The following is an 18,056-nucleotide window of genomic DNA, read 5'->3' as shown; positions in this document are numbered from 1 at the left end:
TTTCGATGTAACGCTACCAGAAGTTGCAGGCTCATTGTCATCCAGAATTACGGATAACTTTCAGATATTGAAACCTGCATCTTCAAGTTGAATGGGTATATTATCCCACCTTGTGGTGTTCCCTCATCGGTGCGATAAAACAGACCTTTGTCCATAAAGCCAGATTTTAGCCATTGTTCCAACATTCTCTTATCAATAGCGATGTTATCAAGAAGCCATTGATGGCCGATCTTGTCGAAACAAGCTTTAATATCCCCTTCAAGTACCCATTTAGCTGATTTCTTTAATGCCAAACATTTGAAACACTGCCCAATTGCATCGGCAGTACTGCGATTTGGCCTAAACCCATAACTGTTGGGGTCAGCAAGCGTTTCCGATATAGGCTCTAATGCAAGAAGATGGAGGGCTTGTTGCGCTCTGTCTATCATGCATGGAATTCCCAGTGGTCTGAGCTTGCCGTTCTTCTTGGGGATGTAGATACGCTTGAGCGGTTGGGCTTTGTACGCCTTTCGACTCAATTGATTAACTGCTTTTATGCGGCGTGCATCTGTGTTCCAGATGACACCATCTATTCCAGGCGTTTTACTACCTTTATTTTGAGATACTCGCCTTACTGCAAGAAGCTTGGCTGAGCGAGAATGAGTTAGTATCCACTGCAAGGCTTTCGCTTTACCGTGTTTACCTTCTCTAGTTGCCTTTGCGATACGCATCTGAAGCTTTAATACATGCGATTCAATGGGTTTCCAGTCGATAGACTGCCATTGAGCGCTGTCAGGAGAGGCACTAATCTCTTTAGAAATCATCATTTGCGTTTCTCCTTAAATAAAGTTCTTCAAACTTTCTCGCAACGAAAGACCAGTCGGAAGTGGGCTCACTTTCGTGACCAGACACGAGTCTGTATCTGCATCGTTACAATGCAGCCTTCGCTTTCTCCGACCTCCTTTACCCGCATCGCTATCGGCCACAAAGGCTTTCCCATAGGGAGCGATACAGGCTTACCCTGTTCCGTATGTTACGTAAAATGTCAACTTAGATGCCCACTCTAGTGCGGAGAGTACTTTGATCACGAAAGGCCAATGCCCAACTCCTTTCCGACTCTCGTTGCCGTTTTGGCCACAGCGTATTAACCACTTCCGCTGCTTCATCGTATAACGCACCTTTAATGGATTCACATACGTTCATCATATTGACTCCCTAGCACTTACCCGAATTGTGGTTTTCAGGAGGAACATCTTCTCACGATTTTGTTCCCACTCAGCCTAACGGCCAAGTTTCGTTACATTGTCAGATCCGCTGCTTTATTCAGGATCCTAGGGTCATCTGGTGATACAGATGGTTCACTCTTGTCGTGGTGAACAACGCTTCATACGACTTCAGGTCGCACGGGCAGAAACGAGTTACGCTGAAGGCCAGCTTTTGTGTGAAGGCCAGCTTTTGGCACATAAGTGATATTCATGAAGTGCGAATACTACTTTAGCTCACTTAACTGCGAAAACCGTAACCAACGTTTTCATTGAGTCACCCGGAATCATAACAAAGTGCATTTTGCTACCAAGATGCTGCCAGAACTCAGCCTCTTGAGCATATTTTTTTGCTTTTTGGATAGCGACGTTTTCTGGCAACTGAGTTTTAGTTAGCCTTGGGCATAGCAGCTTAATGCACAAAGCCTTCCAAGGATGCTTAGGTACGCCGTCTGAAAGCCGTTCCACGAATCGTTCTAGCGCGTGACGAGTCACCACGACAGGTCCAATGTTCGGAACGTTGATGACCTCATCGATTTCTCTCACTGTAGCATTATCGACGCTGTATTCTTCGAAGGAATGTGAGAGCCAATCGTCCCGCTTCTCTACCGAGATCTGTGCTTCTTGGTAACGGGTGAGCAAGAACCTGGTCAGGCTGTAAAGTGAATGCTGAGATGAGCGTTGTTTCTGTAACTTTTTGATAGCTCCTTTACTGACTCGGATTTGAAGCCCATTACCGCTTCGGTTACTCCCCATCACCTCTTTCACTGACAGTAGGTGATGAATAGCATAAACCTCAGCTGCAATTGGCTTTTGCTGCTCAGGTAGCTTGTCGTATTGCTCACCTAAATCGACCTTTAGCTCACCACCTCTTCGAAGGCCGGTCTTCCAGTAAACCGTAAACTCACCATCAATCTGCTTTGTTAACAGGGTTAATACCATCATGTTTGTTTCTCCTATTGGTTATCTTTTTTTCATTCTCCATGTTTTTTCAAATATGCAAGGCGCAAAAAAGGGGCCGAAGCCCCTTGGATCAGATATGAACTTTCGGAAACCCCATGGCACCGTAAACATTCAGCACATCATTCCAATCCCAACTTTTCACGCCGAGTGACGTTGGTATCGGAGGGATCAACACTTGTGTCAGAACGCCTTTCTGCCAGGCTTTTTTCTTGAGTTCATTCGCTGCATTCAGGCCAGTCTCAGAGAGATCGTGGTCTGCCCAGATGTACAGCATTTTCACATTACTTGGTGGTTCAAACCTAGCCAGTAGGGTTGCATTCACAACCGACCAACATGTTTGCCCCGTAGCTCTGGTAACCGCTAAAGCTGTTTCGATGCCTTCAGAAACACCTAGTACATCACCAGGCTCACCTATCGGAATGGCACCACCAGTGATTGTTCTGTCACTTGGTATCGGCATCATCTTTTTAGGCTTTTCGACCGGTGCTTTGAATCCATCTTCACTTAGGTAGATCCGATGGAACGTAGCCGAACGCCCTTGCTGAGTAACGATTTTACCTAACAGAGCTGGGTAACTATCGATAAACAGACCATCTTCATCATGGTAAGGCAAGTTTGGATGAAACCTCAGCACCGAATCCCATTCAGGACGAAGCCGCGTCACAATGCCACGACGATGCAAGTAGTTCCAAACTGGTTGCGCACGAGTATCTGCAAGAGAAAACGTTTCTCCCCAGGTTTGATTCAAGCGATGGATAATCGCTTTGTCCTCGTCCTGCTTTCTAGCCTTCCAATCAACAGCGTTACGCGTTATTGCCCGAGAAGGTGCTTGTATTTGTCCGGGTTGAATACCAAGAACCTGGCCGATTGCTTCAATAGACTGAGCAAAGTTCCACCCATTAACCCAAGACAACAGTTCAAAACCATCATGAAAGATACCGCAGGTGTTACAAACGCCACCTCCGGTATATTCAGCATCTTTGAACAGCCTAAAGCCATCACGACCGCCATGAACAGGGCAAGCCACATGACGGCCTTTTCGAGCAATAGCGGCATCAAGTTCTGGCACCAATGCCGCCAATACCTGAAGCCATTGACCATTAAGATATGGCCTCACTGTTTCAATCTGTAAAGGTATCGCCATATAGCCTCCTTAAGTAAAAAGCCGACTCCTACCACTGGTGGTAAAAGTCAGCTTGGGTCCTGCATTAAGCCGTTTGGTTAATGCAGGAACGTTAGTCAAGCTGGATATCATGTCGTCTTAATAGCCACATGATGGAATCACGAAGCGCATCAGGATCGACAACGGCAGCCATCGCGCAAACACGAAAGCAAAATGGCGCTATTTCGTCATTTTGAATCCACGACAACACATCCTTGCGCAACCGAGTATTGACACGACCGTCCAGCAATACACGGATCGCATCCAATAGAATGCCTTCGCGTAACTGCCAGATTTCCGTGTCAGACCAAGTGACTGGGGCATCATCAAACTCAAATAGAAATTCGAGCTGTGATGACGTGTGTTGATAGGACTGCTTTTGTGATGAAGGAGAACGGGCAATGCGCCCATTCATTAAAGATAACCGCGTTCGGCAAGCGAAACGCAGCCCTCGGATGCGACCACGACATGATCAAGCGTTCGAATATCAACAAGTGACAAGGCGTCACGGAGTCGATGAGTGATGCGTTTATCAGCTTCACTGGGCTCAGGATCACCCGATGGATGGTTATGAACCAGTATCACTGCTGCCGCATTAAGTTCTAGCGCCCGCTTTGTTACTACCCTTGGATACACGCTCGCCGCATCTAAAGTGCCTTTGAATAGCTCTTCAAATCGAATTACGCGATGCTTTGTATCAAGAAACAGCACGCCAAAGACTTCGTGCTCATACTCGTGCATCAGTGTTTGCAGGTATGAAAACGCCGACGATGGCTGTTCAATTTTGCGACCTTTACTCAATCGACCACGGGCAAGCTTGAGCGCCATATCTAATATATCTGCTTCAGTCACTTGCTCAGGAACGATGTAAGTACCGGCTTCTTCGCCAGCTAAGAACTTTCTGTTTTTCATAGGAGTCTCCAAAAAAAGCGGAGACGAACCCATGCCCTGACGGAGACGGAATCGTCCCCGCAGGGTGGTAAAATTGATGTGGTTACTGAATTAACAGTTGTTGTGTTACTTCGAATAACTCACGCTTTAGATCTCTGACGTCATTAATCACAATGCTTTGAGGAAAGAATTTCTCAACACTGCGTGTTTGAATCCCGATCCCCAGCAGCTCAAAGCCACTGCGTCTGCACCGGTCAACAATGTCATGCGTGGCAGCCCAATCATCTGGGTCACCATCCGTTAGCACTATCATTAGCTTTCGCTTCTGTTTTTGCGCTAACAAACTATTTGCCGCAAACCACATCGCTTGCGCCATAGGCGTACAACCTCGTGGTTTTTGGTCAAAACACGCGGCCCGATGTCGAACCGATTGCTTGGGCAATAACGCGATAGAAACTTCCTGATGAATACCAGGAAAATAACTGACCGCAGGTACAACACCCGGTATGCCTTCCAGTGCCATGGCCAAAGCCAAAGCGGCTTCATTGGCAACATGAAAGTACTTTCGATTACCTTCGCCAATGGGTTTACCCATTGAACCCGATATATCGACCAGCAAGTGCACAGCAGCATTAGGCGCAATGCGAGGCTGCCTTTGAATAAACAATCTCGACTCACCAGCTTGTGAAGCGGCAAGACGATGGGTTGCAACTCGAAGACCGTGCCTCTTGGCATGATTCCGATTGTCCTGACTGGACTGAACCATACCTCTAAGTCGGGCTCGAATTTGAGCGGACTCAGACGCCGACAAGGTCAAGATGGCCTCGTCACCCAACATAGCTTGCTCTGCTTGGGGCAAACTGAGTGGAGTGACGCCCTGATGTCCTTCAGCTTGTTCCGACAACACTTCTGCCACTTGGGCAAAGGTATCGGATTCAAACTGAGCGGCACTGGCCTCTAGGGCTTGTCGCAAATTGTCAGCTTGATCAGGGTGATCTGAATCCCCCGCTTCAGCAGCATCCCCCATTGCAGACGAACCAGTTTCCGGGGTTTGACTGTCACTACTGTTATTGCTGTCATTACTCGCATCTTGTCCAATGTCATTACCGTTATCAGCATCCGACTCATCCTGTGGTGGACGAGATTCTTCTTCCAACATGGCAACGATGGCATCGACAAGTTTTAGCACTTCACCTGTAGACGCTAGGCTAGGCACTGCTGTCAGCATGGCGCTTAACCGGCTCATCGCTGCGGCAGGAAAGAGTTGTCTCACTCTTTCATCGACTGCTTGATACAAAGGCGTCAGCGCTTTCTGGCCCAGAAAATGGCATCTCAAGCGGAACAACAACCATGCTTGCAAGTTAGATGCAGGCTCAAGCTGTTCAGGTACACACATTTGCTGTGTGTCCACCATGTACTCAATCACTTGCGAAATACTGCGCCGGGTTCCGGGGTAATCCTTTGCCAATTCGTTTTCAATGCGAACATCCTCAATGATATTGAGAAGTGCCTTTCGGATCGGCTTGGACGACGCCTTCTGCACCATGTCAAAATTGGTATGCCGAATATGCGCCGCTTCATGAGCCAGATAACCCCAAGCTATTTGTTGATAGTGTGGGTCGTCTGGGTTTGCTGTTGGGATCACAATCCGCTCACCATCTGTAAACGCATCTTGTCCTTGAATAAGCACCTTCACACCAAACTTTTCGCCATAAGCGGCGGCAACGATTGGCAGTGCATTTTTTAATGGATGATTCATGGGAGTCTCCTAATCATTAGGGGGAATACTCCCTCAGCGGGAGCGTTTCCCCGCTGGGAATATGGATGTTTAAACCTGTGCTTTTAGCTTATCCAGGTCGTATTTTTGACCTAACCAAGCCACCAATTGAGCTGGACTCTCGTGCTGCTCAAATGACGTTTTAAGCTGGTCTAAACTCAGGATGTCATCCAATGTCAGACCGTACTGATCTTGTAACTGAGTAGACACCTCGTGTTGATATTGCAGCCAGGCCCGCTCAAAAGCGGTTTGCTGCAATGCCATGTTTGGAACAAACACCATGGCCGTTACCCACGCTCCTTGTGCGTCCGCATCTGCGATCAGCACAGGGTTCTTTGGGATCACGACACTATGTGTTGAGTACGACCGTTGTACTAACGTTCGACAACACGCCACTTCTGGTATCGATTCACTTTCAACCGCATCAGTCACACCACGAAAATGTGCTTCAAACTGCTTCAGTTGGCTGGGGTTATGGATAGTTGATTGCATAATTTCCTCTTACATAGTTCAGAGGACATGCGCCCTTCAGGGCAACATGCCCTCAAGGACGTTAAAAATAAAATGAGTTTGGTACAGTCGAACCAAGGTTTGGTCTGACGGTTGGTTGTGGTATTGCACGTAAGTTATCTGGCTGAGCAGATACTGGCTGTGCGGGTTTAGGTTCAGGTTTGGGCATCAGTTGTCTGATATCCAATTGACCTTCACCGTGCATTCTCATCTTGTCTGGATCAGACAAAATTAAAATGGTCGCCATCAGTTCGTGATAGAGATTGTCTGTCACAGGGCCGGTCTTCGGCAGACGAACAAATAAATTGTCCATCGCTTCGACCATCGGCTGGACTCGATGATCCAGGAATGACAAACCATCCAACTTGTCTCTTAACCGTTTGAGAGGGTTAAGGGCTCGCTGACTGATTTGATTCTTACCTGCAACGGAACGCTCAAACAGTTCATTGGCATCACGAGCCACCTCCCTAAAGAGGGTGTGTCCCATACCATTGACCTTGTCATCTAAGCCACCAGCTTGGTCAGCCGGTTGCATTCGATAGATGGCATAATCGAACTGAAGCCGTTGTTCCACGTTTTCGATGGGTGACAGCGCACGCCGGATTGCATCTGCAAATTCCGGGTGTTTTGCAACCCAGTTAAAAGTCACCTGATCATAGTTGTCCAAGAACAACTGCTTGCACTGCGCAAACTCCTGACCTATACGGTCAAGTTCTGGAACAATCTGATCAATTCGGTCAAGTTCTGGAACAATCTGATCAATTCGGTCCTCAGGGACGGCATAGCCACCTAAAAACCGCACACCGACTTGCTCACACAAGCGCTGCGCTTCTTTCTTAAGCCTTTCAAAGTTCGCCAATGCCTCTGGGTCGCAAATTTTTTTACTCCCTAAGCTGGCAACATCCTTCGGTGGAAGTTGGCTGCCATTGGCTAATCTGAAATCTTCAGGCCTTAGTTTTTTTCTACCGCTCCAGATGGAACAGTCGATGTGACAAATCAAAAGTTTGTCGAGGGTTTGAATACTCATAGTGCATCCTCATGCGAGATGGGGACGCACCACTCCCAACAGGAGCAATGGCCCCCGTTTGGGTGGTAGTAGTTGACGCGCTAATGGCAATACCACTATCAGAAATAGTAATTTTGCGAATCAGGCGACGATTGGTTGAGATCGATTTTAGCAGGCATTAAGTCCAGTGCTTCAGCTATCGGGCGAACCCGCTCTAAATCACTGCCTAGCAACCGCAATACATCTTTTTCCAACTTCAGTTGGTCTGATACTTCTATCCCTTCAGGACTCGCTACTGTGAGCGAACACAGAGGTGGTAATTGACGCTTAAAGGCCAGTAACAGCAACAATGGCCACGGGCCATCATCCGTGTTAACAATGCCAGCGCCTTCACCTGACACCATGCTGATTTGATTGGTACTAGGTAATCCGCTTTTGCAAAACCCCAATGACCATTCTCCAATCCTGACCTGGTTATCATCAATAACAGCCAAGCCATAGGCTTCAAGCAGCTTTGCCATATCGAATAACGCTTTTTTCGCCAGCGAAATTTGGCCATTGACGTCCTTGCGAGTACGAAACTCCCAACTGACGTTATTGGCGCACGCGACGCTATCTAGCGCATTTGAGAGTTCAAATGGCCGCCCTTGATGATCAATACCGACATGTCCAACAAATCGGTAACCCTTGTTGATTTTCTCATTGATTCGTCGGTCTGCTTCAGCGTTAGGATCAGTCGAGTCAATCAATCGCTGCTGCGACAATTGACCGGCTTTTCCAAACCGAACTTCAATCTCCTGGTTATCTGATCCAACATAAATGGCCCATTCTTTGGCTGTCCCATCAGAATGACTGTAACGGTAAAGAGCAAAGCACTTTTCCATCATCAATCCTCCCAATGGTCACCGAAGACATCAGCGGCAATACGGTGAATAGCTTCTCGTTGCTCCAACTCAGCACGAGCCGTCAAAGACCGAACCAGTGCATACTCCACTGCGTTAGGAGCACCTTTAAAAGCAAGTGTTAACTTTGCCCAGCGCACCAAGGTCCGAGTGGACATGGTGATACTAAGCTCCGCACCGCCATCCGCGCCCCCAATAAAAAGACGACGAATGTCACCAGCCACCTTCACCATTTTTTGGCGAAAGACCTCTGGCAAGCCCGGCGCAACATTCTCCAGAATGGCTTCCTCTACAGAAGGCTCTGCATAGGTCGCTTCGATGATTCTAAAGCGATCAAGAAAAGCCAAATTCTGTTGAAGCACGCCTTGATACAAGCCCGTTTGGTCACCGCTGCCCGCACTGTTGCCGGTAGCGATAAAACGAAACTTGTTATGTGGCATGATGATCTCACCGCCATTTTGTGCGATGACCAACGGGGCACCTTCCAAAATGTCATTGAGCCCAGCCAGTTCAGCAGGCTCAGCAAGATCCATTTCATTAATGATCAGCAAATGGCCATGCTTTACAGCCAGTGCCAGCGGTCCATACACAAAGGTCATGTTGCCATTAACCAGCGTGTGGTGACCGATAAGATCGGACAACTCCAATCGACCGTGCGCAGTAATTTGCTGAACAGGCCAATTCAATCGAGAAGCAACTTGGCAAATTAGCGAGGTCTTACCGCATCCAGTGGGGCCAGTAATATACAAACCGTCACCGTCTGGGTTAGACAAGAACGCCAATACGTCACGTAAGTCTTCTTTTCTAAAAACATACTCGTCCTTGCGAACGGGAATGTTTGGATGGGTAGTGTCGGCACCAAATCCTTCCAGAACGAAAGCATCAGGAGCCGGGACATTAAACGCTTGATTCACTTGAACCAAAAATGGGGATTGTTCAGTCATGGTAAACCTCATCTGTTTTGACGAGGCCCCATGCCCCAACAGGGAATGAAGTCCCCGTCGGGTGGTGTGTTGATTGTGGTATGGCTGTGTATATAAGAGTTCAGCTCGCTCTATCATTCGTACCCAGCATTGGCTACGAGTGAAACTGCTTTCTGATGCACTCGATGTAAGCGCATGAGAAAGGAGCCGAAATCGGCTCCAAGTGAACGTTAAAAGTAAAATGAGCTCGGCGAGTCACCTGGCAGAACCAAGTTCTCTTGCTCAAGGCTGATTTTGATTGGTGTTTCAACGGGCTGCTCTGGCTTATTGGTGCTAATGCGCAACCGCTCTTGTGGCGCTTTTCGGTAAGCGGCTAAAACCTGTTCATCCAGCTCGCCTAACTTATCGGTGGCCAATTGCTTATAGTCCACCGTGCCCGCCATCATGTAGCGGCTGAGTTTGACCCCAGCATAGTCGGCATGAGCGTAGTTACCCATCATGGCGACCAATTTTGACTGGGCGTCTCGCATTTCCTCTTTCAAAGATTTAATGTGATTTTCCAGTCGGACCACTTCGGCATGTGCTGAGCAATACTGTCGAGACAGCGATGTCCAGCGGTATTGGGCTTCACCCTTGGGAACAAAACAATCTTGCTCAGGGCATTTTGACGGTTCTTTTTTGGTCTGAACTAACTCCCAAAACTGAAGCGCTGTTTCTTGCAACTCAGTTAAGAACGCCGCGTCTCGTTGTATTTCAAACTCAATCAGTTGATCCTCAAAATAGAAAACCAACCAACCACGCGTGCTATTGGCGACCAGTATTTGATGCTGTACTTGTACCCAATACAACTGGTACGCCTCGCTTTGTTCTCGGTGAGCTTGCACATCCTCATAAACTGACTGGCAAGGACATTTCAGTTCAACGGGTTCGCCCGCATCGTTGATGCCATCAAAGCTGGCTCGAAAGATTGCGTTATGATCGGCTTCTGCACATAACGGCAGAAGAAAGTCATTATGCGCATTCTCAAATGCTCGCCTTGCTTGAGGCTCCAACCGTATACCGCGAAGCACATTTGGATTATTCGACAGGTCTTCCGGTAATACGAATCCGGTTTTTTCTGCCCATAATCGCCAAGATGTTTTGTAGGGTGAACGCCCCATAATAATTGGGGCTTCGGATGCCGTAACCCCTGCAATGCGCCACTGGTGCCATGCAGGAGTACGTTGTGATAGGTCGATAACCTTCATATTGCCTCCTTTGAAGGGAGACTCCCCCGAAGGAGAGAACTCCCCTTCAGGGTTAAGTGGTTACTTTGCAGCTTGTGCTAACGCTATTTGGTGCTGAACAACACTTGCTTGAACCGAATCAATTGCCGCTTTACCGGCTTGAATCGAGCCTACGACAAGGGCAAAAACCAATACCAAGCGAAAAAGTGAGACTGATTTAGTCATGGAAGATCTCCAAAAAAAAGACGAGACCTTCCCCCTGACGGGAGAATAATCCCGCCAGGGTTAGTAAAATGAATGCGTTGTGCTAAGAAGCTAAAGGCTGTGTGAACGCTTTGGCTGCTTGTTGCTGTGCATTAAATATTTCTTGTTTCGCAAACGTCAGTTCAACACCTTGAAAATGTTCATTGGCATATTCCAATGCACTATTCCAAGCGTTTGAAGCTTCCGCCCGCTCGATAAGCTTGTAAACAAGCCCTCGGGTTCGATCATCAACTTGCTCGGGTGGAATCCCAGATGGCTCAACAACGTGTGTTGCTTGGCCTTCGATAATTCGCTCCGCTTCGTCTTGATCGAAAATTCCCACAAAGCCAAACGCAATGCGGGAACACTGGATCATGGATTTATGTCTTAGCATTCGCTTAGTGTGCGTCTGCCATGGACCATCTACCCGGTAAGGACCATTTTTGCCGTTACCTTCAAAAGGCGGTCGATAGACTTCATCCAGATACTCAGTGATTTTGACTGGGTGCGAACGGTCGCGCCGGTAGATGATGCATTCCATCCATTCCGGGCATTCTTTCGCGCCATCCAGGGAGACTTTGTTTTCTGAAGTCTTAAACTCCATGCCATCAAACTGGTCGTGTTGATTAATGATGCGAGACCATCCATCGACACCTACCACTGGAATAATCCCAGCTTGTTTATCAGGGAACGCAAAAATCTCTTTGGTGAAAGGGTTCAAGCCGTACTGATCTGCAACTACCAAGAGCGCCATCATCTGCTCATTGGTCGGTGCACTACCGTCACGTTGCTTGAATGCTGTTGCTTTTAGGGTATCGAACAACTTGTTTGGATCGACACTAAAGCGCTCAGCAAAGCGTTGGATTAGCTTTGGTTTTTCCATTGTGGACTCCGACAATCAAAGTGGGAGTCTGCCCCTGACGGGAAAGTACTCCCGGCTGGGTTAAAGCGTTTTTGCTCGGTTAAAAATCTGGTTCAGGATAAGTTTGTGCCCAATTAGCTTGGGAGCTTGCATCATCCGCCGCTGATGGCTCAGATGCTTTGTTCACACTATCCAGAAGCAGAAACTCGTCCGCGTCCACTTCGGTCAATCGATGCTTAATGCCATCTTTCTCCCATGAGCGCGTGCGCTGAGGCCCTTGAACAAAAAGCTTCGCTCCTTTTTGGATTAAATCTTTTGCCCTTAGCCCTAACTTAAATCCACCACGATCTCGAAAAACGACCCGATGCCATTCCGTATGCTCTTTGAGCTCATTGGATTGACGGTCGCGCCATTTCTCAGAAGTGGCCAGCGAAATGCTGGTCACCAAATCACCTGATGGATAGGCTCGCGTCTCTGGCTCAGCGCCAACGTAGCCTATGAGTGTTACTTGGTTTTTCATGATGCTCTCCTCGTCTTAGTTGAACTCTGTGCACACATTCGCTTCTACCCTGCTGGGCAAAGAAGACTGACGACGCAGATAGGTTGGTATTTCGAGTAAAGCCATGTCGTACTGATGTGGCTCTTTGTAAAACGCAGATGTCAAACGGGGCATACCAGGAGCTTTAGGCACTGCCATTGGACGACGTTTTGGTGTTGGTGTGAGCAATCGCTTGATTTGAGTAAGTACAAATCGAAACGAGCGCACGCATTGACGAGCAAGCAATCGCAAAAGCGACCAGCTCAGTTTTGCAAGCAACATAATGCCTGCGATTTGGATAATAAATCCGAAGATATATTCCATTGGTGACTCCTTAATTTGGTTGTGAAGGAGTCACCCCCAACTGGGGAGAACTCCCCCAGTTGGGTGGTGAAAAGACGAACCGCAAGGCACGCATGGTTAAACATGTAAAAACATGCAGGCTATTTGTTTAAAGAGGCTAGCTACCTCTTAGTACCACTGAGAAAACTCAACGGCGGGCTTCCTTTGAGCTCATGCTCTCAGGCGCATATATCACTGAAGCAGATCAGCAATATTTGATAGTCAGTGTAACCGTCTTATCCAGACAGGATAGTTAGAAAGATGCTCAATTCTTCCACCTAGCTGAAAGGCCATTACCTCACAGAGGATTAGGCTAGGGACTGATTATTGTCATATCAGGAGCAAACTTATGGCCCAAGCAAAACCCAATTACTCAAAACCCATCTTTGAACAATCATTCACAATTAACAGCTTACAGGCGCAACGTGTCGTTGACCGTGTTTTTAGACGGACGGTCAGTGCGCTTTACGGAATCGATGTCATCCTGCGCATCATTGGCGATGAGAACGAAATTGATGAAGTGGAAGATATCATTAGCCAGTTGATCGAGGATTGCGCTAAGGCGGTAGACAACGAACAAGCTCGTTTGGACAAATTGATGGAGTCCAACGGCATCGATGAAGTACCTGACTACACCGACCCGATTACCTTCAACGCAAAAATAAGCTCGCCTCAGGTTGGCCAGTTTGTCGGCTTAGTTCGCAAACTCGATGCGTTAATGATCTCAATGGACACACTCTGGTTATCGAGCGTGCTTAGCAACAAGCAACGCGTTGATGGCAACTACGCATGGCAACAGCGCATTATCAAACTGGCTCGACGCATTATTGATATCGAAATTCGAGCACGAAAATCAGCCCAAGCTAAGGGTAAAGAAGCAGAAGTTGAACAAGCGGTGCCGTCAACCGATGACGATATCACTGAAGAGGAAACAGATAACCCCACCAACTAGCCAACCAGGCTCCCATCACACAGCCCCTCTTGAAGGTAACACCGATAAGTTAAGGCATTGATCAGTTGAACGATCCTACGGATGGTTAACAATACCCTCAGTACACTAATTGCTGAGGGTATTTTTTATTTTGGCTCACTGGCTGATTGATGTCGATACGTTTGCTGCACCAGAATCACTGGCTCTCTTCCAAAAAGAACTCCCGCTCGAATGGATAGAGCAAGCCCTTGATTCTACCAATAAAGCCAGCATGAGACGGCGTAAGTTACCCGCCGAACTTGTCGTTTGGCTAATTGTCGGTATTGGCTTGTATCGGGATAAACCCATCACGGAAGTTTTAGATAAACTAGGCCTCAAGCTTTCCAACCACTTAGGGGATTCTGTTGCACCAAGTGCTATTCCTCAAGCGAGAAAGCGCCTCACCGCCCAACCTTTGGAAGCGCTTTTTAAACTGACAGCAGCCCATTGGACCCAGCAGGAAGATAGCGATGACAAATGGTTTGGACTGAGTTTACTTTCTGTCGACGGCACTCAGTTCAGCACCCATGATACCGCCTGTCTTGCAGAGCACTTCCAATACATCAAGTACAATGAAAACCACCATACTGAATACCCGATTGTTCGATTATGTGCCCTCACATCGCTGCGAAGTCGTTTATTACATGATGTTGTCTTTGGGCCCAGCTCGACAGGAGAGGTCTCTTATGCCAAACAGCTGGCCGCTTCAGCCCCCGCTCACTCCCTGACGATTTTTGACCGCTGTTACCTCAGTGCCGAGTTGATGATTAATTGGCAACGGCAACATACGACGAGTCACTGGATGACGCCGATAAAATCCAACACGCAATATGAAGTGGTTGAGCAACTGGATAAGGAAGGGCGAGACCTTTTAGTGGAAATGAAAGTGTCAGCCTATGCTCGGAAACAAGACCCAAGCTTGCCGGAGAAATGGCAAGCCCGCCTTGTCCTGTACCCTAAGCCAGCACAACCTAATCACGTCATAGGTGTTCTCACCTCCTTAACGAGTCTGGAATATGGTACGCAGTCATTACTGGATGTGTATTTTGAACGATGGGAAATAGAGAACAGCTACGGAGAGATAAAGCACAATATGCTCGAAGATGAAGTGCTGCTACGAAGTCAGTCTGTGGAGGGGGTAATACAAGAAATCTGGGGAATATTGATAGCTTACAATTTGGTTCGCCTGGAAATCAGTCGTATTGCGAGAGAGGCGCAGGTATCGCCATTGCGTATAAGTTTTATGATGGCATTGAGAGATATTCAGGATGAGCTGATGTGGTGTGCGATAGCCTCCCCCGGCTCCATCCCGAGAAAGCTAAGGGCCATGCGGGAGAGAGTTAAACGCTACATACTGCCCCCCCAAAAAAAAACGGCCCAAAGCAAGGAGCGTTCGTATCAATAAAACTCGCTACCCTGTTCGCTCTAAACACCTTAAGTGATAGGTGTTACCTCTTGAAGGGGCTTTTTCAAGATACGACGCAAGGCTTGCGCTGCATATAACTATTCAAGCATTGGTTATATACCCGTGATCATTGAAGATGCTTGATTTTCGATAGAATCAGGATCATGCTACGAACCATGAAAATTACACTGACTCCTCAACAGAAACTGCAACTCGAACAAATGCACGACATTGAACGTGATAGTCGAGTTTGCGACCGTATTAAGGCTGTTTTGCTGGCTTCTGAAGGCTGGAGTCAGACTATGATTTCACAAGCTCTTCGTATTCATGAATCGACCGTTGCTCGTCATCTCAGCGACTACGTTCTTTCTGAAAAACTTAAGCCTGAAAATGGCGGAAGCCAAAGCAAGCTTTCTGCTACTCAAACCATGCACCTAATCGAGCATTTGACTGAGAAAACCTATTCTCATACGCATCAAATTGTCACTTACTTTAAAGAGACATTTGGACTGGATTACACGGTTTCTGGTATGAATAAATGGCTTCACCACAATGGTTTTAGCTACAAGCAACCGAAAGGCGTACCACACAAGTTTGATGAAGCACAACAGCAAGCATTTATAGAGGCTTATGAAGCGTTAAAGGCAAGCTGTGACAAGGATGAATCGATAGTCTTTATCGACGCAGTTCACCCAACACTATCAACAAAAATATCTCATGGCTGGATACGAACTGGTCAGGATAAAGTGATTGAAACAACGGGTAATCGTAGCCGATTGAACATTATTGGCGCACTGAACTTGTCGGATATTGGAGCAACCATTGTTCACAACTATGAGAGCATTAACAGTGAATCGATTGTTCGCTTTTTCTGTGAGTTAAGAAAGAGTTATCCCTTAGCTCATAAGCTTCATATCATCTTGGATGGTGCGGGATATCACCGCAGTGACTTAGGTAGAGTAGGTCACTGGCTTCGGCACAACCCTTATCCAGCAACCCCTCTTCAATTCCGTGCATGAGGTTTTCCCTCACACGGCTTTCACATAAATGTTCACCTGCTCACCTTCGCAGTTTTCATCTTCGTCGGTTGTAGATACACAAGACCTGCCTTGTGTAACTTATCCCATGCATCTTGCGCAAGATACAGGCTCCGACGTTGACTTCGGCTTCTTGACCATCGATAAAAGCGTGCCACCAAAAACCAATCCATCTTGAAGAAGACCTGTCGAGGATAACCTACTTTGCCAAAGTAATTCTTCCAGCCTCTTACTACTCTATTAACCCGCTCAACGAGCTGATCTAGGGTCAGAGACGTTCTATGCTTCACTATGCTTCGCAACTTATCCTTATACTTCTTTTGGCTCTTCTTCGATGGATAGATCTTTACGTAGTTGGTGTGCTGGATGAAACCCACTATGTACTTGAAAGTGAACCCTAAGAAGTCAAATTCATTTCCTACTTGGGTCATATCTACGATGTGAGTTTTATCTTCATTGAGCTTTAGTCCTTCCTGCTCCAGCTCATTCTTTATCCAGTCCTGTTGGGCTGAATTGAATGGCGTTTTCGACAGGATAACAAAGTCATCTGCATAAGAAATTATCTTGCATGGTGTCTTTGTCGCAATCTTCCGACAAAAGTCATTTAGGTAAATGTTTGCCAATAGTGGCGAAATCACCCCGCCTTGAGGCGTGCCGATAGGGTTTCCCACTATTCGGCTCTTTCCTTTTGCTGTTGGCTCACTTATCGGCGCTTTGAGGAATAGCTTAATCAGTCTTAGTACTGCCCTATCCGTCACTTTAGACCTTACCTTATCCAGTAATCGTGAATGTGGTATAGTGTCGAAAAACTTTGATAGGTCAGCATCATAGACTTGCTGATACCCTTGTTTCAGATAGCCATTAATGCATATCACTGCGTCTTGTGCACTGCGCTTAGGTCTGTAACCGTAGCTATTACAGTGGAAGTGAGGCTCGAAGACTGGACTTAGCACAAGCGTGCATGCCATTTGTACAATGCGATCTCTGATACTTGGTATGCCCAAATTTCGAGTCTTACCATTGTCTTTTGGTATTTGCACTCTCTTGACCGGCAGAGGTCTGTACCTGCCTTCTACCAGCTCCGCTCTTAATGTTTTGATCAATTTACCAGACGTTTCAATGCTATTTAAGTCCTCAAATCTGACACCATCGACTCCCGCCGCCCCTTTGTTTGCTTTACACAAATAGAAGGCATCCCACAGGATGTCGAAACGACAAATTTTGTCATACAGACTAAAAAATGCTTGGTCTGGCTCCTGCTTTGAGCGCAGGTAAAGTTTTCGCTGAAATTCTCGAACTTTATTTGAAGTGCTAGCCATTCGGCAATCTCCTGCTGAAATTTCTTTAAAAACGTCATTTATGTTTGGGCCCCTTCCCTAGATGAGGTTATGTTGTCCTCATCATCTTTGGTACTATGGGCTCATCCGACTGCCTATTGTGTATACACTGAGAATTTCGAGGTCCCCTCTTATATCTCTGCGCTGGTGCGCGACTCCCACAGCAATAGGCTCTCCCACGTTTACTCAACATCCTTCAATGCATGCCATCTTGTATTACACCGGGAAACCACACACTTGCCTTCGCTAGTTGCTTCACTGTATGTGGCAGGGTTCGTATACTCGGAGCGACTCCCCATTTCCACTTGCGTGACGATGCTTAACCAAGTTCGCTTAATGCTACGGCCTACATTGCGTCTCAACGATTTCTCGTCTTTGTCACTGGGCTTCATATCATGCTGTTGCCATCATGTATGCCAGTCAGACTTCTAGGTGAACTAGCAATTTCCTAGGTAGGGACTTTGCACCCTACTGGACTTAACCCATTGTTTAGGTTAACGTTCTGGGCTTATTATGCCATTTAATCGCTTGGCTGCATCTCTTGCCCAGAGCAGTGTTGAGCACCTCGTGGCGCTCCCGAGATTCCGCAGCCAATTTAGGAATAAACTGCTTCATACAGAGCACCAAGAAGCTTAAGCAGCCGCGTCTGATGCTCTTGAACACCCGTTATGAAGCTTTGGCCGCCAAATTCGAGTGTGTCGATACCTTCGAATTTTAAGAA

At 47.2% G+C, this 18,056-nt stretch carries 17 protein-coding genes and 3 pseudogenes; 3 read left to right on the top strand and 17 right to left on the bottom strand.

What is annotated here, in order from left to right:
- Positions 1-68 precede the first annotated feature (68 nt).
- The 16 genes and pseudogenes from R7Z77_RS22550 to R7Z77_RS22475 all read right to left on the bottom strand — a co-directional run.
- Positions 69-806: pseudogene (locus tag R7Z77_RS22550) on the bottom strand (reverse transcriptase N-terminal domain-containing protein); the annotation flags it as partial.
- Positions 807-1,029: 223 nt separating this feature from the next.
- Positions 1,030-1,185, bottom strand: coding sequence for a hypothetical protein (locus R7Z77_RS22545; protein WP_167542826.1), 156 nt, complete (start codon positions 1,183-1,185; stop codon positions 1,030-1,032).
- A gap of 293 nt (positions 1,186-1,478) precedes the next feature.
- Complete coding sequence (locus R7Z77_RS22540; RefSeq protein ID WP_005398010.1) at positions 1,479-2,186, bottom strand: hypothetical protein; 708 nt, start codon at positions 2,184-2,186, stop codon at positions 1,479-1,481.
- Positions 2,187-2,274: 88 nt separating this feature from the next.
- Complete coding sequence (locus R7Z77_RS22535; protein WP_213916570.1) at positions 2,275-3,348, bottom strand: primase-helicase zinc-binding domain-containing protein; 1,074 nt, start codon at positions 3,346-3,348, stop codon at positions 2,275-2,277.
- Between the two features lie 91 nt (positions 3,349-3,439).
- Positions 3,440-3,781, bottom strand: a complete 342-nt coding sequence (locus R7Z77_RS22530; RefSeq protein WP_213916569.1) for a plasmid-related protein — start codon at positions 3,779-3,781, stop codon at positions 3,440-3,442.
- A complete protein-coding gene (radC, locus tag R7Z77_RS22525; RefSeq protein ID WP_005398013.1) occupies positions 3,781-4,278 on the bottom strand; it encodes a RadC family protein in 498 nt (165 codons plus the stop codon). Before radC ends, R7Z77_RS22530 begins: the two co-directional genes overlap by 1 nt.
- Positions 4,279-4,360: 82 nt before the next feature.
- Positions 4,361-6,016 (bottom strand): VWA domain-containing protein, encoded by a 1,656-nt coding sequence (locus tag R7Z77_RS22520; protein ID WP_256957307.1) that lies wholly within the window; start codon positions 6,014-6,016, stop codon positions 4,361-4,363.
- A 69-nt stretch (positions 6,017-6,085) separates the two neighbouring features.
- Entirely contained in the window at positions 6,086-6,526 is a 441-nt protein-coding gene (locus tag R7Z77_RS22515) for a hypothetical protein (RefSeq protein ID WP_032469941.1), read from the bottom strand.
- A 61-nt stretch (positions 6,527-6,587) separates the two neighbouring features.
- Positions 6,588-7,571: a DUF3150 domain-containing protein gene (locus tag R7Z77_RS22510; protein WP_318136841.1), complete on the bottom strand. Its 984-nt coding sequence runs from the start codon at positions 7,569-7,571 to the stop codon at positions 6,588-6,590.
- A 98-nt stretch (positions 7,572-7,669) separates the two neighbouring features.
- A complete protein-coding gene (locus tag R7Z77_RS22505) occupies positions 7,670-8,437 on the bottom strand; it encodes a hypothetical protein (protein ID WP_256957308.1) in 768 nt (255 codons plus the stop codon).
- Positions 8,437-9,396, bottom strand: a complete 960-nt coding sequence (locus R7Z77_RS22500) for an AAA family ATPase (protein ID WP_001959209.1) — start codon at positions 9,394-9,396, stop codon at positions 8,437-8,439. The genes R7Z77_RS22505 and R7Z77_RS22500 overlap by 1 nt, the downstream gene beginning before the upstream one ends.
- A 209-nt stretch (positions 9,397-9,605) precedes the next feature.
- Complete coding sequence (locus R7Z77_RS22495) at positions 9,606-10,622, bottom strand: YqaJ viral recombinase family protein (RefSeq protein ID WP_064376452.1); 1,017 nt, start codon at positions 10,620-10,622, stop codon at positions 9,606-9,608.
- A 60-nt stretch (positions 10,623-10,682) separates the two neighbouring features.
- Positions 10,683-10,826: a hypothetical protein gene (locus R7Z77_RS22490; protein ID WP_213916564.1), complete on the bottom strand. Its 144-nt coding sequence runs from the start codon at positions 10,824-10,826 to the stop codon at positions 10,683-10,685.
- A gap of 82 nt (positions 10,827-10,908) precedes the next feature.
- On the bottom strand, positions 10,909-11,727 hold the full coding sequence (gene bet / locus R7Z77_RS22485; RefSeq protein ID WP_213916563.1) for a phage recombination protein Bet: 819 nt from the start codon (positions 11,725-11,727) through the stop codon (positions 10,909-10,911).
- A gap of 79 nt (positions 11,728-11,806) precedes the next feature.
- On the bottom strand, positions 11,807-12,226 hold the full coding sequence (locus tag R7Z77_RS22480; protein WP_005398028.1) for a single-stranded DNA-binding protein: 420 nt from the start codon (positions 12,224-12,226) through the stop codon (positions 11,807-11,809).
- A 15-nt stretch (positions 12,227-12,241) separates the two neighbouring features.
- Complete coding sequence (locus R7Z77_RS22475) at positions 12,242-12,568, bottom strand: hypothetical protein (protein ID WP_005398029.1); 327 nt, start codon at positions 12,566-12,568, stop codon at positions 12,242-12,244.
- A gap of 367 nt (positions 12,569-12,935) precedes the next feature.
- On the opposite strand from R7Z77_RS22475, the gene R7Z77_RS22470 reads away from it, so the two are divergent.
- From R7Z77_RS22470 to R7Z77_RS22460, 3 genes and pseudogenes are all read left to right on the top strand, one after another.
- A complete protein-coding gene (locus tag R7Z77_RS22470; RefSeq protein ID WP_005398030.1) occupies positions 12,936-13,538 on the top strand; it encodes a hypothetical protein in 603 nt (200 codons plus the stop codon).
- A gap of 127 nt (positions 13,539-13,665) precedes the next feature.
- Positions 13,666-14,998, top strand: a pseudogene (locus tag R7Z77_RS22465) (IS4 family transposase).
- Positions 14,999-15,125: 127 nt separating this feature from the next.
- Positions 15,126-15,914: pseudogene (locus R7Z77_RS22460) on the top strand (IS630 family transposase); the annotation flags it as partial.
- A gap of 98 nt (positions 15,915-16,012) precedes the next feature.
- Here the strand turns inward: R7Z77_RS22460 and ltrA are convergent.
- On the bottom strand, positions 16,013-17,317 hold the full coding sequence (gene ltrA, locus R7Z77_RS22455; RefSeq protein WP_213916546.1) for a group II intron reverse transcriptase/maturase: 1,305 nt from the start codon (positions 17,315-17,317) through the stop codon (positions 16,013-16,015).
- Positions 17,318-18,056: the final 739 nt, after the last annotated feature.

The sequence above is a fragment of the Vibrio sp. 1401 genome (assembly GCF_033340295.1).
Note: the sequence above shows the minus strand (reverse complement) of the source record. Positions and strands in the feature narration are given on the sequence as shown.

What these genes read in the sequence shown, in the direction of transcription:
- R7Z77_RS22545 (WP_167542826.1), bottom strand. Translation starts at nt 1,185, where the DNA reads ATGATGAACGTATGTGAATCCATTAAAGGTGCGTTATACGATGAAGCA.
- R7Z77_RS22540 (WP_005398010.1), bottom strand. Translation starts at nt 2,186, where the DNA reads ATGATGGTATTAACCCTGTTAACAAAGCAGATTGATGGTGAGTTTACG.
- R7Z77_RS22535 (WP_213916570.1), bottom strand. Translation starts at nt 3,348, where the DNA reads ATGGCGATACCTTTACAGATTGAAACAGTGAGGCCATATCTTAATGGT.
- R7Z77_RS22530 (WP_213916569.1), bottom strand. Translation starts at nt 3,781, where the DNA reads ATGAATGGGCGCATTGCCCGTTCTCCTTCATCACAAAAGCAGTCCTAT.
- radC (WP_005398013.1), bottom strand. Translation starts at nt 4,278, where the DNA reads ATGAAAAACAGAAAGTTCTTAGCTGGCGAAGAAGCCGGTACTTACATC.
- R7Z77_RS22520 (WP_256957307.1), bottom strand. Translation starts at nt 6,016, where the DNA reads ATGAATCATCCATTAAAAAATGCACTGCCAATCGTTGCCGCCGCTTAT.
- R7Z77_RS22515 (WP_032469941.1), bottom strand. Translation starts at nt 6,526, where the DNA reads ATGCAATCAACTATCCATAACCCCAGCCAACTGAAGCAGTTTGAAGCA.
- R7Z77_RS22510 (WP_318136841.1), bottom strand. Translation starts at nt 7,571, where the DNA reads ATGAGTATTCAAACCCTCGACAAACTTTTGATTTGTCACATCGACTGT.
- R7Z77_RS22505 (WP_256957308.1), bottom strand. Translation starts at nt 8,437, where the DNA reads ATGATGGAAAAGTGCTTTGCTCTTTACCGTTACAGTCATTCTGATGGG.
- R7Z77_RS22500 (WP_001959209.1), bottom strand. Translation starts at nt 9,396, where the DNA reads ATGACTGAACAATCCCCATTTTTGGTTCAAGTGAATCAAGCGTTTAAT.
- R7Z77_RS22495 (WP_064376452.1), bottom strand. Translation starts at nt 10,622, where the DNA reads ATGAAGGTTATCGACCTATCACAACGTACTCCTGCATGGCACCAGTGG.
- R7Z77_RS22490 (WP_213916564.1), bottom strand. Translation starts at nt 10,826, where the DNA reads ATGACTAAATCAGTCTCACTTTTTCGCTTGGTATTGGTTTTTGCCCTT.
- bet (WP_213916563.1), bottom strand. Translation starts at nt 11,727, where the DNA reads ATGGAAAAACCAAAGCTAATCCAACGCTTTGCTGAGCGCTTTAGTGTC.
- R7Z77_RS22480 (WP_005398028.1), bottom strand. Translation starts at nt 12,226, where the DNA reads ATGAAAAACCAAGTAACACTCATAGGCTACGTTGGCGCTGAGCCAGAG.
- R7Z77_RS22475 (WP_005398029.1), bottom strand. Translation starts at nt 12,568, where the DNA reads ATGGAATATATCTTCGGATTTATTATCCAAATCGCAGGCATTATGTTG.
- R7Z77_RS22470 (WP_005398030.1), top strand. Translation starts at nt 12,936, where the DNA reads ATGGCCCAAGCAAAACCCAATTACTCAAAACCCATCTTTGAACAATCA.
- ltrA (WP_213916546.1), bottom strand. Translation starts at nt 17,317, where the DNA reads ATGGCTAGCACTTCAAATAAAGTTCGAGAATTTCAGCGAAAACTTTAC.